The 16,533-nt window shown below is 46.3% G+C and carries 9 protein-coding genes; all 9 read right to left on the bottom strand.

The features are described 5' to 3' along the window. Positions 1 to 27 precede the first annotated feature (27 nt). Complete coding sequence (locus tag PQ469_RS12635) at positions 28 to 2,580, bottom strand: circularly permuted type 2 ATP-grasp protein (RefSeq protein ID WP_274213287.1); 2,553 nt, start codon at positions 2,578 to 2,580, stop codon at positions 28 to 30. A 23-nt stretch (positions 2,581 to 2,603) separates the two neighbouring features. Beyond that, the gene (locus PQ469_RS12630; RefSeq protein ID WP_274213286.1) at positions 2,604 to 5,963 is read right to left on the bottom strand and encodes a transglutaminase family protein; all 3,360 of its coding nucleotides are present in this window, start codon (positions 5,961 to 5,963) and stop codon (positions 2,604 to 2,606) included. Positions 5,964 to 6,131: 168 nt separating this feature from the next. Beyond that, positions 6,132 to 8,288 carry a c-type cytochrome domain-containing protein gene (locus tag PQ469_RS12625; protein WP_274213285.1) on the bottom strand — a complete coding sequence of 719 codons (2,157 nt, stop codon included), beginning with the start codon at positions 8,286 to 8,288 and terminating at the stop codon, positions 6,132 to 6,134. 185 nt (positions 8,289 to 8,473) lie between these two features. Further along, positions 8,474 to 9,931 (bottom strand): DUF1501 domain-containing protein, encoded by a 1,458-nt coding sequence (locus PQ469_RS12620; protein ID WP_274213284.1) that lies wholly within the window; start codon positions 9,929 to 9,931, stop codon positions 8,474 to 8,476. A gap of 1 nt (position 9,932) precedes the next feature. Next, on the bottom strand, positions 9,933 to 12,251 hold the full coding sequence (locus PQ469_RS12615) for a PSD1 and planctomycete cytochrome C domain-containing protein (RefSeq protein ID WP_274213283.1): 2,319 nt from the start codon (positions 12,249 to 12,251) through the stop codon (positions 9,933 to 9,935). 183 nt (positions 12,252 to 12,434) lie between these two features. After that, positions 12,435 to 13,304, bottom strand: a complete 870-nt coding sequence (locus PQ469_RS12610; protein ID WP_274213282.1) for an OmpA/MotB family protein — start codon at positions 13,302 to 13,304, stop codon at positions 12,435 to 12,437. Between the two features lie 326 nt (positions 13,305 to 13,630). Further along, positions 13,631 to 14,554 carry a helix-turn-helix domain-containing protein gene (locus PQ469_RS12605; protein ID WP_274213281.1) on the bottom strand — a complete coding sequence of 308 codons (924 nt, stop codon included), beginning with the start codon at positions 14,552 to 14,554 and terminating at the stop codon, positions 13,631 to 13,633. Positions 14,555 to 14,570: 16 nt separating this feature from the next. Then, positions 14,571 to 15,497, bottom strand: coding sequence for an NAD(P)H-binding protein (locus tag PQ469_RS12600; protein ID WP_274213280.1), 927 nt, complete (start codon positions 15,495 to 15,497; stop codon positions 14,571 to 14,573). A 6-nt stretch (positions 15,498 to 15,503) separates the two neighbouring features. Beyond that, positions 15,504 to 16,394, bottom strand: a complete 891-nt coding sequence (locus PQ469_RS12595; protein WP_274213279.1) for an SDR family oxidoreductase — start codon at positions 16,392 to 16,394, stop codon at positions 15,504 to 15,506. Positions 16,395 to 16,533 lie beyond the last annotated feature (139 nt).

Here is a 16,533-nt window from a genome sequence, read left to right as displayed (position 1 = left end):
TAAAAAATGGCTTTGTATTAGCGGTTCTCATAATTCGGGTAGCGCGTTGTTATTTTTCACAAAACTGTACTGGCTTTGCGTTGGGCTAAAATAACTTTCAAATATAATGGTTGATGCCTGGCTCAATAAGGTAATCAGGTGGTGTAAAAAGCCATTAAGTTCCTTTTTACCAAAGCCATTCGCATTGGCCGATGGTACCATCTTGTTTACATCGCAAAGCCTGATCATGGTTAATGCCTCCAGCAGCTTTTTGTGCGCCGGGCTAAGGCCGCCTTCTTTATGGTTATCTGGCAAATGGGCCAGGTGCTCATCAATTTTAGCAATCAAAAATGCGACTGATTTTGGATTATCCTCGTTAACCAGCAGCAAATTAAGCACACCCGGCAATTGCAACGTCGATCGGTATAAGTAGCGGTAGGTAACCAGGCTCTCGTTACACATCAGCACCAGTTCCATCAGTTGCTTCTCCACCTCGGGTGTTACGTTGTTGGCCAATGCAGCCTGTAAAATGATGCATGTATTTAACGATGACTCTAAAAACCGGCCTATGTTAAGTAACCGCCAGCTGGATGCCCTGGTCATGTTATCGTTATTAAGGCCGATAAAAGCCATTAGCTTAATGATAAACTGATCGAGGTTATGGTAAATCTTGCGTAAATCGTTGCCATTTTCCTTCATCAGCTCAAACTCTTCGGATATGCTATCCAGAATCCTCCAGGTATCCAGGCTTAAACGATCTCGTACCGCATAGCCATTGGTTAAAAATGACTGCAGGGATTGCGCCAAAGTACCTGCCCTGCTTGTTTCAACAGCCAGCGACAATAATTCTTTTTCGGGTTGCCTTAATTTGGCCTGATCGACCGAGGCAAAGCCCGGTAATGTCCCTGTTACCGCGCTTAATGTTTTAAGCAGTATTACCAGCGTTTGGTTAGTTTCAGGATGAATTTCGTCATCGCGCTCGTTGTAAATCTTAAGCACAATTCGCATTAGCCGCACATTGGTCACTGCTCTGTCAAGGTAACGACCCAGCCAAAATAAGCTCTCACCGGTGCGACTTGGCAAAATATTTTTTACCTGTCGTAATACAGGTTGATTAACCGCGGGCTTAGCCTGGCTTTGGGGCGATGGCCCCAGTACCCAGGTATCCTTACTGATACCACCAGATTGGTTAGAAATAATAAACTCGCCTTTTGTAGGAAAGCTTCTTGATAAACCGCCCGGCATTACATGGTAAACCTCCTTATCCATATCGGCTACAATATAACTCCTGAAAACTGCGTTACAGGCTTCCAGGTTGTTGCCAATTAATGATGGTGTGGTACTGAAGCTTACTACCTCCTGTGCCACATATAAATAAGGCCGGGTGTTTATTTCAGTCCTCAAATCCTCTATCTGTTTTTTGCTCAGTTCGCTGCCGATGTATGGGCGATTCTCGTTACTCCGGTAAATAGACCGGATAATGAGGAAGGGCAGGTTATCCAGCACATATTTTTTTTCTTTCTCGTGCCCGCACCACCAGGTGGCTACCGATGGTAATATCAGTTCTTCGTTTAACAGGTGCTTGCACAGGCGTGGCAAAAAAGCCATAAGCCCCGGGTTCTCTAATATGCGGCCGCCTAATGGGTTAATAATAGTTACCTTTTTTTGCCTTACAGCTTCCATCAACCCAACCACCCCTAAGTGCGAATCGCCTAAAAACTCCAGCGGATCGCAAAATATATCATCAACACGACGTACAATAACATCTACTTTCTCTAACCCTTTTAAGGTTTTTAGCCATACATAGCCGTCGCTCACGGTTAAATCCTGCCCAAAAACAAGGGTAAAGCCTAATGACGATGCCAGGTAGGCGTGCTCAAAATAAGTTTCGTTGGCCGTACCGGGCGATAAAAGCACCACCCGTGGGTTCTCTTTATTTTGTAAAGCGAGCCTGGTAAGCGTATTTTTTAACGTTTGATAATAGGACGAAATTTTACGCACCTGGTTTTCGCGGATCAGATCAGGAAAAACCCTGGTCATGGCTGCCCTGTTTTCAAGCGTGTATCCGGCACCTGACGGCGCGTCGGCACGGTCATGCAGCACCCACATTTTGCCAAGCGGCCCTCGTACCAGGTCGGCAGAGTATTGGATAAGCTGGAATTTGCCGGGGATTTTAATTTTATCAGCCTGCCTTAAAAACCCTTTATGGGTAAATACCAAATCAAAGGGAATAAAACCCTCTTTAATCAGCCTTCGTTCGCCATAAATATCAGATATGATCAGGTTAAGCAATTCGGCACGTTGTATCAGGCCTTTTTCAATATTTTCCCATTCCTGTTGGCTGAAGACCATAGGCACCGGGTCAAGCTTCCAGGGGCGGTTAATACCGTCAGGGTCGCTATACACGTTATAAGTAACCCCATTGTCGCGCAACTCCTGGCTAATTTCCCGGCTCCGCTGCTCCATTTTTTCAAGGCCCAGCTCGTCATAAGCATGGGCAAGCTTTTTCCAATGCTCGCGCACCACGCCTTCGGGTGCGGCAAGCTCATCAAAAAAAGGTTTGGCAGTTTTACCGTTCCGCTCCAGGTAAGTTTCAATCATTTTCCAAATGTCTGATTTTTCTGCTATAAATTCCTGGCATTTTTATATCGCCTCAAATCCATGGTATACGGGTATTCCGGGCTAACTACTTCATTGGTGATGGTATATTGCGGCAGTATATTCATTTTGGTAACAAACCTCCCTCCTGCTGTTTGCTGGGCAACGGCCGGCTCAACCAGGTTAACCGAATGGCCAAAATCAAAAAAGCGGGAAATGATGCGCGATTCGGCTTCATAACTATTTACAGGGAAGGTATCGTAGCTGCGGCCTCCCGGATGCGACACATGGTACTGGCATGCAGCCACTGATTTTTGCGTCCAGGTATCAAATAAATCGAACACCAGCGGCGTATCTGTACCGATGGTTGGATGTAGCGCCGATGGCGGTTGCCATGCCCTGTAGCGTACACCGGCAATATACTCGCCTTGTACACCTGTGCTTTTTAGCGGTATTTTTAAGCCGTTGCATAAAAAGGTATAGCGCGAATCGGTAAGCCCTGATATTTTAACCTGGATACGCTCCAGCGATGAATCCACAAAGCGCGAAGTGCCTGTGCTCGACATTTCTTCGCCTAATACATGCCATGGCTCAATAGCCATCTTAATTTCGATATTGATATCATCTACCTGCAACTCGCCCAGGAAAGGGAAACGGAAGCTAAAGAAAGGCTCAAACCACGAGATATCAAACCCATAACCGGCATCGCGCAGGCTATTTACCACCTCGGTCATATCTTTATAGCAATAGTGTGGCAACAGGAACCGGTCGTGCAGTTCGGTTCCCCATCGCACCAGTTTATGGTTGTATGGGGTTTTCCAGAACCAGGCCAGCAACGTTCTGATGAGCAGGAACTGCACCATGCTCATGCGGTAATGTGGCGGCATATCAAAGCCCCGGAACTCCAGGATCCCTAAACGGCCGCTTGAAGAATCGGGCGAGTAAAGCTTATCGATACAAAACTCCGACCGGTGGGTATTACCCGTGATATCTGTTAAAAAGTGGCGGAAGATCCTGTCAACCAGCCAAAAAGGAACTTCATTTTCGGCGCGATCCGGCACTTGCTGAAACGCTATTTCCAATTCATACAATGTTTCCATCCGGCCTTCGTCAACCCGCGGCGCCTGGCTGGTTGGGCCGATAAACTGGGTAGAGAACAGGTATGACAAGCAAGGGTGATGCTGCCAAAAGGTTATAAAACTGCGCAAAATATCAGGCCGGCGCAATAGCGGGCTATCAGCCGGTGTTTCGCCGCCAAGAGTTACGTGGTTGCCTCCACCCGTCCCGGTATGCCTGCCATCAATGTTGAACTTTTCCGTCGCAAGGCGCGATTCTGCCGCTTTTTTATACAGCACATCGTAATTTTTTGCAAGTTCGCGCCAGCTTGCTGCCGGGTGAATGTTCACCTCGATAACACCGGGATCGGGCGTTATCATCATTTTGGTGATCCGGTTGTCGGATGGAGGATCGTAACCCTCAATCAATACCGGCATCTTTAGCTTTTCAGCTGTACGCTCAACGGCATTAACAAGGTACAAGTAATGCTCAAAATAGCTGGTAGGTGGGAAAAATATAAACAACTTGCCCTGCCTCACTTCAACAACCATCGCCGTTTTAAAAATGGTTTTACTGTTATTGAATTTGGCCCCCGTTTCGGGAATCAAATGATCGCCATCAGGCAAAGCATCCACATCGGCAAAAAGGCTTCTTTCCAGTAACTCTTCCTGCTCTGCCGGGTCAAAATATTGTACCGAATCCAATGGCAGGCGCAAACCCACCGGCGAATTGCCTGGCACCAGGAATAAATTTTGTCGCCTGAACGACCATTTACAGCTTTGCCAGTTGCTTTGCTCCAGGTCCCATTTAATGGGCACTACGTAACCAACAGGCTCATTCAGGCCGGTATTCAGCAACTCAGCCAGTTTTTGCCGCTCCAGCGGAGATTTCAGATCAACCTTCAGCGGATCAACATTTATCGGCGTTTTACTCTCTTCCCACAAAAAGTAAAACGGATCTTCGTAGGTTGGGTTAATATTTTTAGGGTCGATGTGCAATTCTTTAGTAAGCAGCTTCATGAAGCTTTTTGCATCCTTGGGGCCAAGTCCGTAATCTTTCGACAGGTCGGCCATTAACGTATCGTTGTTCCATAAAGGAACATTATCCTTGCGCCAATAGCAGGCCAGTTTCCAGCGCGGCAGCGGTTCTCCGGGGTACCATTTGCCCTGCCCGTACTGCATTAGCGCGCCTTCGCCATACTCATTTTTAAGCTTGTGGAACAGGATATTGGACAGGCGGCGTTTATGCTCGCCATCGGCAGCCGAGTTCCATTCGGGTGCTTCATTATTATCTACCGATACAAAAGTTGGTTCGCCCCCCATGGTAAGGCGTACGTTGTTGGCGGCAAATTCCTCGTCAACCTTATCGCCAAGGGCCATAATATCTTCCCATTGCTCGTCAGAGAATGGTTTGGTTACCCGTGGTTTTTCTTCAATACGGGTAATGGTATTTTCAAAATGAAACTCTGTTTTGATGGGGTCGTTTGTATCGCTGATGATGCCACCACTAATTGGCGCAGCGCTCTGCGGATCAGGCGTACAGGCCAATGGAATATGCCCCTCGCCGGCAAACAAGCCAGATGTCGGGTCGAGTCCTATCCAGCCCGCGCCAGGCAGATAAACCTCCGTCCAGGCATGCAAATCGGTAAAATCCTGTTCGGGGCCCGATGGGCCGTCTAATGATTTAATGTCGGGTTTTAATTGCACGAGGTAACCCGATGCAAAACGCGCCGCCAGGCCAAAATGCCTCAGCAACTGCACAAACAACCAGGCAGTATCCCGGCACGAGCCGGATTTAAGTTCTAACGTTTCTTCGCAGGTTTGCACACCAGGTTCCATCCGGATATTATAGGATATCTCACTATAAAGCAAACGGTTAAGCGTAACCAAAAAATCCTGGGTAATGGTATTTTTTTTGAGCAGTTCGCTCGCTTTCTCAGTCAAATCCATCAGCAAAGGACCACGCTCTGTAATTTCGAGGTATGGGACAAGATTTTTTTTGAGAGTTTCTTCATACTCAAAGGGGTAATGTACCGCATACTCCTCCACAAAAAAGTCAAAGGGGTTTATAACCACCATATCGGCTATCACCTCTACATCAATCACAAATTCGTTTACTTTTTCGGGAAAAACAATCCGGGCCAGGTAATTCCCAAAAGGATCCTGCTGCCAGTTTATAAAATGTTTTTCGGGCAATATTTTTAACGAGTAACCTTTAATCATGGTACGCGAATGCGCCGCAGGCCGTAAACGGATAACTTGTGGCGAAAGCGTGACATGTTTATCGTACTTGTAACTTGTAAAATGGCGAATTGCTACTTTTATTGACATCGGCTATGTTTTATGTTATAAACATAGCCTATTTACAGTAAAATATTCAACAAAACCAGTAATTTTTTATTGATTTTTTAATATTTATAAAACTCACTATCCATAATATCAATAACACTGTTGGCTGCAGTTAACTCGCCGTGGTAAGCTATTTATTTATCGGATGTCCTAATTCAAAAATACCTCATCCATAAAAACCCAGGCTGGTTTTCCTTTTGCCGGATGCCAGGCAGGGACGCTTTTAAGTGGCCTGGTAACCAGTTTTATACAGGAGATGGGCTGGCCGTTTTTTAATTTACACTCCAGGTTCATGATGCTATAAGAGTCATTTTTAAGTGGCGCGGCAGGTGTAACACTCCCTAACAATTTAAGATGGGACTGATCGGTACCGCCCCATACCTCTACCTTCGTCGGTAAAAATATCTGCGGGCCAGTATTGCGCATCACATTCAGGTTAATAGTATGCAAATCAACAGGCTTATTAAACCACATCAGCAATTCCAGCTCTTTTTGGGATGCCAGCCATTTGCCATCGCCAAAGTTACCGCTGCCTAATTCCTTATCTATCATGGTTTTGGCCCCCGAGCCTTTGTATTTACTATCGGGATAGGTTAAAAAACTGATGCTATCAGGAGTATAGGTAGATTTGTAAATGTTAAACTGAACGGTGTCGCTGCCTATCCAACCGGCTTTAAAGGCTCTGGCGCGTATTACCGTATTTTGCGTAAACAATGCGCCTGGTTTATAGGATATAGCACGAATACTATCCGGCGCGCTCCCATCCGTAGTATACCGGATGTCGGTCCCTTTTATCGGGTTGCCAAGCTGTAAAAGGTAACTTTGCTTAAATATTACCGCGGTGTTTTTTAACTGCGGACTGGTAAGTTTTAAAGGCCTGCCATCATCTTTAAAACCGGTTAATAGGGTAATGTGCTTATTTGCTTTTTGCAATGGCAAAAGATCGGCGGTTTTAAGGCCGGTATCCCAGATGGCCAGTTCGGTGAGGCTTTTGATGGCTGCCAGTTGCTTTACATCGGCAGCATTTAATTTCACGCCGGCCAGCGAGAGGCTTTTAAGCAACTTAAGCGAAGCCAGTTCTTTTAGCCCTGCGCCGGTAACATCGCTAAAATTGAGATTAAGCCTGCGCAGGTTTTCAAATTGGGCTATCGTTTTCAAGTCAGCATCCTTCACCGGCATTTTATTCAGGTCGAGTGATACCACCTGTCTTTTAATGGGACTAAGTTCGTCAAGCGCTTTGATGTTGTAGGTGCTTTTGTTGTAAATATTAACGGCCAAAGCGGGCGATTCCTTAGCCAGCGGATAAATTACCCGGTAATTATTGTTGAGTTTTTTAATCTCCTTATCATCAGCTGCCGAAAAATCGTATATCTCCTCCGCGCTTTCGGCGGGTTTTAATAATGTTGCTGCAATCATCCGGAGTGAATCGGTTGCGGGCAGGTCGATAACCTTTTTCTTAAAGTCGGGCTTGTTTTTTACCCAAAGGTAAAGCAGTACTTTTTCTTCGTCGGTTAGTTGGGGTTTACCGGTGGGCGGCATGTGCTTTTTCTCTGATTCGGGCATGTGTACCCGTTGCAGCAGCAGGCTCATAGCCGGATCGCCGGGGACAAAAAGTTTACCATTTTTGCCGCCTTTTAATATTGCCGCCTGGCTGGCTAGTATTAGTCCGCCTTTCATTTTATCGGCATTATGGCAGCTTTGGCATTTGGCTTCAAAAATTGGCCTGATAACATCCTGGTAAACAAAGGCCTTATCAATCGGGACTTTATTTTTTTCTTTATCCATTACCGGCCCTAAAACAAAATCATCACCATGGGTAAGGTTTGCACCAAAATGCCCGGCCACTATTAAACAGAAAACTGTGACCAAAGCCCCTGTTTTGGCCAACGTAGCGGTGTATTTTGATGTGTTGCGAATAAGGTAAACGCCATAGCCCACAAACGCCACACTGACACCAAACCACTTATGCCATAACAAATTGCCCCCTTCATAACCCGGCTCGCGCGATAACAGCAGGCCCATAATTACCGTTAACGACGATAAGAGCGCTCCAAGTACCAGCAAATAATTGGTAAAGTATTGGTAAAACTTCTCGTTAACAAATTCGGCCCTGAACCGAAAAAACTCCAGCACCATGGCCAGCATCAATATTACGATAGGGAAATGCAAAATTAAGGGGTGCAACCGCCCAACCGGCTGTAACCATTGCGGTACAACCAGGCCATCGCCGGCTACCAGTAAAACTAAAATGAAAACATTGAGCGCAAATAATGCCCCGCCTGCGAAAGCCTTGTGGTTGCCCTTCATACCAGCAACAATATTTTATTTATCAAAACCAAATAAGCTAAAACGTTTTAAACACATCGATAAAAAAATATCGGCAGTCAAATCTATCAAAACCGGATAAGCTAAAACGTTTTAAGCATATCGCTAAAAAGGTATCAGCCGTAAAAATCAAAATCCTGTCAATCCTGTAAAACCCTAAAATCGTGTTAAGTGATAATCCCCTTTACCACATTTCCGGCCACATCCGTCAGCCTGTACCTCCGGCCTAAGCTTTTAAACGTAAGCTTTTTATGATCGATGCCTAACTGGTTGAGCATTGTAGCATGAAAATCATGCACATGCACAGGATCTTTAACAATATTATATCCAAAATCGTCCGATTCGCCATAAACCATGCCCGGCTTGATACCACCGCCGGCCATCCACACACTAAAGCAGCGCGGGTGATGATCGCGACCATAGTTTGCCTTCTCCAACTTGCCCTGGCTGTAATTGGTACGGCCAAATTCGCCGCCCCATATTACCAGGGTTTCATCCAGCAGGCCGCGTTGTTTTAAATCGGTAACCAAAGCGGCCGAAGCCTGGTCTACGTCCTTAGCCTGCCCGGCCATTTCCTGTGGCAGGTTACTATGCTGATCCCATCCCTGGTGGTAAAGCTGCACAAAGCGAACGCCGTTTTCTGATAGCTTCCTGGCCAGTAAACAATTGGCAGCATAAGTACCGGGAATCAAACATTCGGGGCCGTACATTTTTACGATGTCGTCCGATTCTTTGGATACATCCATAATTTCGGGCACGGCAGTTTGCATGCGGTAAGCCATTTCGTACTGCTGTATCTTGGTGTTTATCTCCGGATCGCCGAATTGTTTATAGTTGATATCATTTAAAGCGGCCAGGTTATCCAACATTTTGCGGCGTTCGTGCCGGTTTAATCCTTCGGGATCATTCAGGTATAATATCGGGTTTTCTCCACTGCTGAATTGTACCCCCTGGTGAATAGAATCTAAGAAGCCATTACTCCACAATTTGGAGTAAACCCCTTGTCCGTTGCCTTTTCCCTTGGATAACAATACAGTAAAGGCAGGCAGGTTTTTATTCTCGCTGCCAAGGCCATAGCTTACCCACGATCCCATACTTGGGCGGTTACCCTGCTGTGCACCGGTCTGGAAAAAAGTAAGCGCAGGATCGTGGTTGATGGCATCGGTGTTCATCGAGCGGATGATACAGATATCATCTGCGATTTTGCCGATATGAGGGAACAGGTCGCTCACCCATGCCCCCGATTCGCCATATTGTTTAAAATCGTAAAATGACCCTACCAGCGGGAACGAGGCCTGCTTAGCCGTCATCCCGGTAAGTATCTGGTTGCCCCGCACCGAAGCCGGTAGCTCCTGCCCCATCATCTCGCGCAATTTGGGCTTGTAATCAAATGATTCCAGTTGCGAAGGGGCGCCATCCTGGAAAAGATAAATCACTCTTTTTGCCTTAGGTGCAAAGTTGGGTATGCCCGGCACAAAATCAGCTTCGGCATCGGCACCGCTGCCACTAAAAAGATCGGGAATAAGTAATGATCCTAACGCAACACTCCCTATCCCCAGGCTTAACCTGGACAGGAACTTGCGCCGGTTTATATTGAGCCTGCTCTCTAAAAAATCTTTTTCCATATCAGGTTTTTGTTATCGTTTCTTCTACATTGTACATGGCATCAACCACTTTCATCATAGCTGCCAATGTTACTTTATCAAGGTTGGCTGGTATCGGGTATTCGCCAACGCTTAACAGCTTTTGGGCGTCGGCCTTGTTCATCCCCTTCAATTCATCGTTGTAATAGGCTGTAAGTATGGCCAATTCTTTTTCCTGCGGATGGCGGCACATGATCAAGCGGAAAGCTTTGGTTATTTTATCCTGCGGACGACTGTTATCCTGCAATAACCTTGCTGCTAAAACACGGGCGGCCTCCAGCACCGTAGGGTCATTAAGCATCACCAAAGCCTGTAAGGGCGTATTGGTGCGCAAGCGTTTTACCTCGCACTGATCGCGGTTACTGGCATCAAAAATACTCAGCGAGGCCGGCGGCACGGTGCGTTTGATGAGTGTATACATGCCCCTGCGATAAAGGTTGGGGCCGTGTACCTGTTTATAGCTGGCCAACTGCCCGCGGCCGGATGTCGCGTTTTCCCACAAGCCGGGCGGCTGGTACGGATTAACACTTGGGCCGCCAATGGTATGGTTAAGTAACCCGCTGCTGGCCAAAACCAAATCGCGCACAAACTCGGCAGGCAAGCGGCTACGGGGGCCGCGCGCCAGCCATGTATTTTCTGGATCGTCCTTTAACTTTTCGGGGCTAATTACTGCTGATTGCCGGTAGGTGGCCGACATCACAATTTGTTTTACCAGCCGTTTGATATCCCAGCCATGATCCCTGAAATCAACAGCAAGCCAATCCAATAATTCGGGGTGCGATGGCAAATCGCCCTGCATGCCAAAATCGCCCGAGCTTTTTACAATTCCTTTGCCAAAAAACTCCTGCCAAACCTGGTTTACAAATACCCTTGCAGCAAGCGGGTTGTTTTTATTAAACAGCCATTCGACCAAACCGAGGCGATTTTTAGGATAGCTGGCTGCAAATGGTAAAATAGATTTGGGCGTACCCGGCTCAACAACATCTCCATGGGCATCGTAATTACCGCGTTTGAGGATATAGGTTGGCCGTACTTTATCGCTATCAGTCATGATAGATACAATAAGTTTATCCGTATCCTGCTTATTGATAAACTTCATCACCTTTTTAACTTCGTCGTTGCTAATCTGCATTAACGGTCGTTTGGCATAAGTTTCGGGCCCGCCCACAACCGACTCGATACCTACTTCTTTTACATTATTAAAAAACGCAAACATCTGGTAATAATCTTTTTGCGAAAACGGATCATATTTATGATCGTGGCAATGGGCGCACTCTAAGGTAACCCCAAGCAGCGCTTTGCCGAAGGTATTGGTACGATCGGTTACGTAGCTTACCCGGTACTCTTCATCAATTACGCCGCCCTCCTCGGTAATTTTGTGGTTGCGGTTAAAGCCTGTTGCCAGCAATTGCTCGGTAGTGGCGTTAGGCAGCTGGTCGCCGGCTATTTGCCAGGTAATAAATTTATCGTAGGGCAGGTTTTCGTTGAAGGCATGAATCACCCAATCTCGCCAGGGCCACTGGCTGCGGTAATTATCATCCTGGTAACCGTGCGAATCGGCGTAACGGGCTACGTCCAGCCAATGCAAGGTCATTTTTTCGCCGTATTGCGGGCTTGCCATCAACTGGTCAACTGCCTTTTGGTAAGCGTTGGCGCTGTTATCGGCCAAAAAGTTATCCATAATTTGCAATGTTGGCGGTAAGCCCGTCAAATCAAGCGATACGCGTTTTAGCAAACGTTCCTTATCAGCTTCGGGATTAGGATCAAAACCTTTTTGCACCATTTTTTGCAGCACAAAATTATCTATGGGATTTTTTGGCCATGCGGTATTTTGAACCTGCGGAACAGCATACGAACGGGGCGGCACAAAAGCCCAATGTTTTTCATAACGGGCGCCTTGTTTTATCCATTGTTTAATCAGGTCGACTTCAAAAGGCGTTAATTTTTTGAGGTTGGATGACGGCGGGGGCATTTGTTCGGAAGTATCTTTGGTTGAGATACGCCGGTAAACTTCAGACATCATCGGATCGCCTGCTACAAGCGCATGGGCTGTCGGGTTATCTTTCAGCGCTTTAAAAGCACTTTCTGGAATATCAAGCCTTAAATCGGCCTGGCGGTGTGCAGCGTCGGGTCCGTGGCATTTAAAACATTTATCAGATAATATGGGGCGGATGTTAAAGTTGTAGCTGATGGTATCGGGCATTTGCTCCGCATCTGTTTTACCGGCCCGGTTGCAGGCATGTATGATAAACAAAACACAGGTGGCTATTACAAGCCACACTAAATACAATTTCCGGAACATCAGTCTACTAATTGGTTAATTAAGAAATTAAAGTTATTAATTTCAATTGTAATCTGCAATTTGATTTCCGGGTCGTTGGTAACATTTCAACTACAGAAATTAACCAACAATAAAAACGGGCTTAACAAAAATGCTAAGCCCGTTTTTCCTGTTGAATCCTGATTCTTATCTTCTGACTCTTTTTTATTGTTTAACCGGGGTGGTATCCGGTGCTTTACCTATCAAATCCATAAACTGATCAAGTTTTGGTGTGATGATAATTTGGGTACGCCTGTTTTGGCTTTTACCTGCCGGTGTGGCATTATCGGCAATTGGATTATACTCGCCACGGCCGCCTGCAGTTAAGCGTTTGGGGTCGACGTTATAAGTATTTTGCAAGGCCTGTACTACCGATGAAGCCCGAAGCGTACTTAAATCCCAGTTGTTACGGATGTTGGTTTGCTTGATTGGTACATTATCGGTATTACCTTCAATCAGCACATCATAGGTTGAATAATCGGTAATGATCTTAGCAATTTTGGCCAAAGCGGTTCCTGCTTTGTCTGAAATTTCATAGCTACCTGATTTATATAACATATTATCAGACAATGAGATATACACAACACCTTTAAGTACCTGTACATCAACTCCCTGTGCTTCTTCCCTGCTTAATGAGCGGGTGAGGTTATTGGTTAACACCATATTAAGCGAGTCGCTTTTATTTTTGGTAGCTACCAGGTATTGAATGTATTTGTTGGAAGCATTTATCTCATCAACCAGTTTTGAGATGTTTGCACCACCCTGGTTATTGCCGGCCAAACATTTATTTAATGCATCCTTTAACGAGTTATTATTTGACCTTTCGGAAGCCAGCTGTTCTTCAAGGCTGGTAATACGACCGTTTGATACGGCCAGCGCCTGCTCGCTTCTCTGATATTTTACGCTTAGGTCTTGTGTGCTATTTTGCAATTGCGTGTAATTGCCCTCGAGTTCCTTGTATTTTTTGCTGCTAACGCAACTTTGGGTTACCGTTGCTACAATGAGCACCAACGGTAATAGATGGTAAATTTTCATATCTGTAAATGTTTAATAGCCGGTTATAATTATTTATAAGCAGCATTGCATTTACAACAACAGTTTGATTAAAAAGTTTACCATGCCATATTTTCGCGGCAAAACCACCGTTACAACCTCATTATCAGCAATTAAACTAAACAGTAGCCTATGAAAATCAAAACACAGCATTAATATTGGGGGCTTAGCATGTCGGGAATTACTTCGTGCCTTATAATGATGTATATCGCATGGCGGCGAACGCTTTACACATTTGATGTGATTCAGGCGCGGGCATTGACCCGCTGGCTACGTTCGACCCAAAACCAAATTGCTGTTTGTGAATATCAGTTGAAAGAATTGCGGAACTCCAGCGGCGAGAAACTGGTTTTGGTTTTGAACAGCTTGCTAAAAGACTGCAGGTGTTCAAATCCCAGTTCATATGCAATTTCGCTGACGGAAAGATTAGTGGTCGAAAGTTTCTCTTTGGCCAGTTCTATCAGCTTGTTGTGCAAATGCTGCTGGGTATTCTGGCCGGTAAGCGACTTGAGCAGGCCGCTCAGGTAACCGGGTGAGATATTTAAGTTTTCGGCAATATAAGTAACGCTGGGCAGCCCTTTCCGGGCGAGTGCGCCGCTGCTAAAGTAAGCGGTGAGTAAATCTTCCAGTTTGGATAGTATTTCATGGCTGGTTATCTTGCGGGTGATGAACTGCCGCTGGTAAAACCTTTCCGAATAGGTGAGCAATAGTTCCAGTTGGGCAATGATCACGCTTTGGCTAAACCTGTCAATGTTGGCGTGATATTCCTGCTCTATATTTTGTGCAATGGTTGTGAGCATGGTTTCTTCCTTGTCAGATAAGTAAAGCGCCTCGTAAACCGAGTAATTGAAAAATTCGTATTGCCTGATTGTTTTGGCCAGCGGGGTGTTCCATAAAAAATCCGGGTGAATCAGGATCATCCATCCTTCGCGACGGTGCATTACGCTGCCTTTTTCAATCTCCATTCCAAAGACCTGCCCCGGCGACATGAAGAACAGTACACCTTCATCAAAATCGCATGTTTGCTGGCCGTATTTAAACTTGGCATTCTTCATTCTTTTCATCGAGATAGAATAAAAATCATAGATCAAACTGAACGCCCCCTCTGCCAGGGGTTTGTTTAGGTTGCCCATATGCACCAGGCTAATCAGCGGGTGCGCCGGTTTAGGCAAACCTGCCATACGGTGATATTCGGTGATGGTATGAAAATGAAAAAGCCGGTTACTGTTCATAGCTATGCTAAATTCGTTATTTTTTATGATATGCTTCGGCAAACTCTTCAGCAAAATCAGCCAGTTTCACCTTGCCCATTTTGGGCCGGCTCTTGTGAAAGTTTTCAAGCGCTTTACCGCTGTGCATGGCGGCCTGCATTTCAACTAAGGTTTGTGCCAGCTTTTCCGGTACTTTGGCCATCTTTAATCCCCGCAGCATTTCCTTATCAGTAAGCAGCACCCATTTTAGCCACGGCTTGCCTACCGCGCTGCCAATGATCCTGGCCGCTTCGTTACACGTCATTTCATCGCTGCCTACGTAGCGGATGGTTTTCTCTTTGGGCGATAACAGCAACTCCCCGGCAACGGCATCCGCAATATCCTTTGGCGAAACAAAAACTATCCGGTCTTCTCCGCCGTAGTTACCCATCAGCAGGCCGGTTTTACCGGTTAGCAGGGCCCCAAGGCCGGAATAACGCAGCGTTAAAAATTTACCAATGAAGCCTTTGCCTTTGATGAGGTTAATGGACTGATAAAAGTTGGTATAAAAAGCGCCAGGCCGCATAATAGTGATAGAGGCGTCCAGGTCGTCAAATACATGTTCTACGTTTTCGGTTTTAACCAGGTCTGCCACCCAACCGCTCATTAGTACTACCCGTTGGATGCGGGTATCCTTAAGGGCCCGCACATAATTTTGAGCTATCCTATACAGATAACCGCCCAGATCGGGCTCGGTGAAGCTTAAGGGGATCATGGCATAAACAGCGTCTGCGCCTTTGAAAGTATGGGTCAAAAACGGTACGTCGTCTATTGAGCCAATGGCTGGTTCCGCGCCTAAGTTTTCGATAGCTGCCTGTTTTTTAGGGTCGCTGCTTACAACGGTTACCGCGTGCCCCCGGGCAATTAATAGTTCTGTCAGCGGTTTACTAATGTTCCCCAATGAACCGGTTACAATAATCTTCATTGCTTGTTATTTGGTATAAATACCGTTCTCAATATCGGCAAGCAAGGTGTTGTGCATTGGGTGCCAGTTCAAATATTCCCGGGTCCGGCTGCTCGATGTCGGGCAGTCGATAGCGGCCATGTGTGAAAACCATCCAAAATGTTCGGCAGCGGCCTCAGCAGCAATTGATTTTACCGGGAGATTAAGTTGTTTTCCTATAGATTCGGCAATAGACTTAACCGTGATGGCTTCTTCTGCAGAACCATGAAAACGGGCTCCAGGTACAGCGTTCTCCAAAGCCAACCTGTACAAACGGGCCGCATCCAACCGGTGTACGGCGTTCCATTGGTTAAGCCCTTCCCCGATATATGCCGATACGCCTGTTTGCCTTGCTATATTAACCAGTATGGGTATAAAACCATGTTTATCCCCGTCGCCATGCACCGATGGTGACAGGCGGATAACTGCCGCACGAACACCATGCGAAGCTACAACGTCTGCTGCTTGCTCAGAGGCCCGCGGCCATGCGGGATTTAACGGTGGAATAATATCTTCGGTAGCCAGCTTCCCGGGGCTTACCAGCGCCGTACCGGAGGTTACAATAAACGAACGGTTTGAACCGGCTAATACGTCGCCAATGGTTTCAATGGCTTTTTTATCTACCTGGCAAACTTCCGCAAACCGGGTAAAATCGTGAATAAAACCGGCATGGATAACGCCGTCAGCCTGTGCGGCGCCGCTGCGCAGGCTGTCAAGGTCTTCCAGATAACCCCTGTGAACTTCTGCACCGGCATCGGCCAGCTTTTGGGCCGATGCATCTGAACGGGCCAACCCCAGCACCTGGTGGCCGGCACCTATTAATTCCTGCACAATAGCAGTACCAATGAAGCCTGTGGCTCCTGTTACAAATACACGCATAAATAATTCTGTTTTGTTGATACAAAGATGGGCTGCTTTAGCTGGCAGAATTTATCCAAATCTGCGCTTGATTTAGCCAAAACTGTAAAAAAGGATACAAACAGCCTGAATTTGGATTACCTGCCCGGCCGCGTTTTGA

The sequence above is a fragment of the Mucilaginibacter sp. KACC 22773 genome (assembly GCF_028736215.1).
Lineage (GTDB): Bacteria > Bacteroidota > Bacteroidia > Sphingobacteriales > Sphingobacteriaceae > Mucilaginibacter.
The sequence above is the reverse complement of the archived record's forward strand: the minus strand, read 5'-3'. Positions and strand labels throughout refer to the sequence as shown.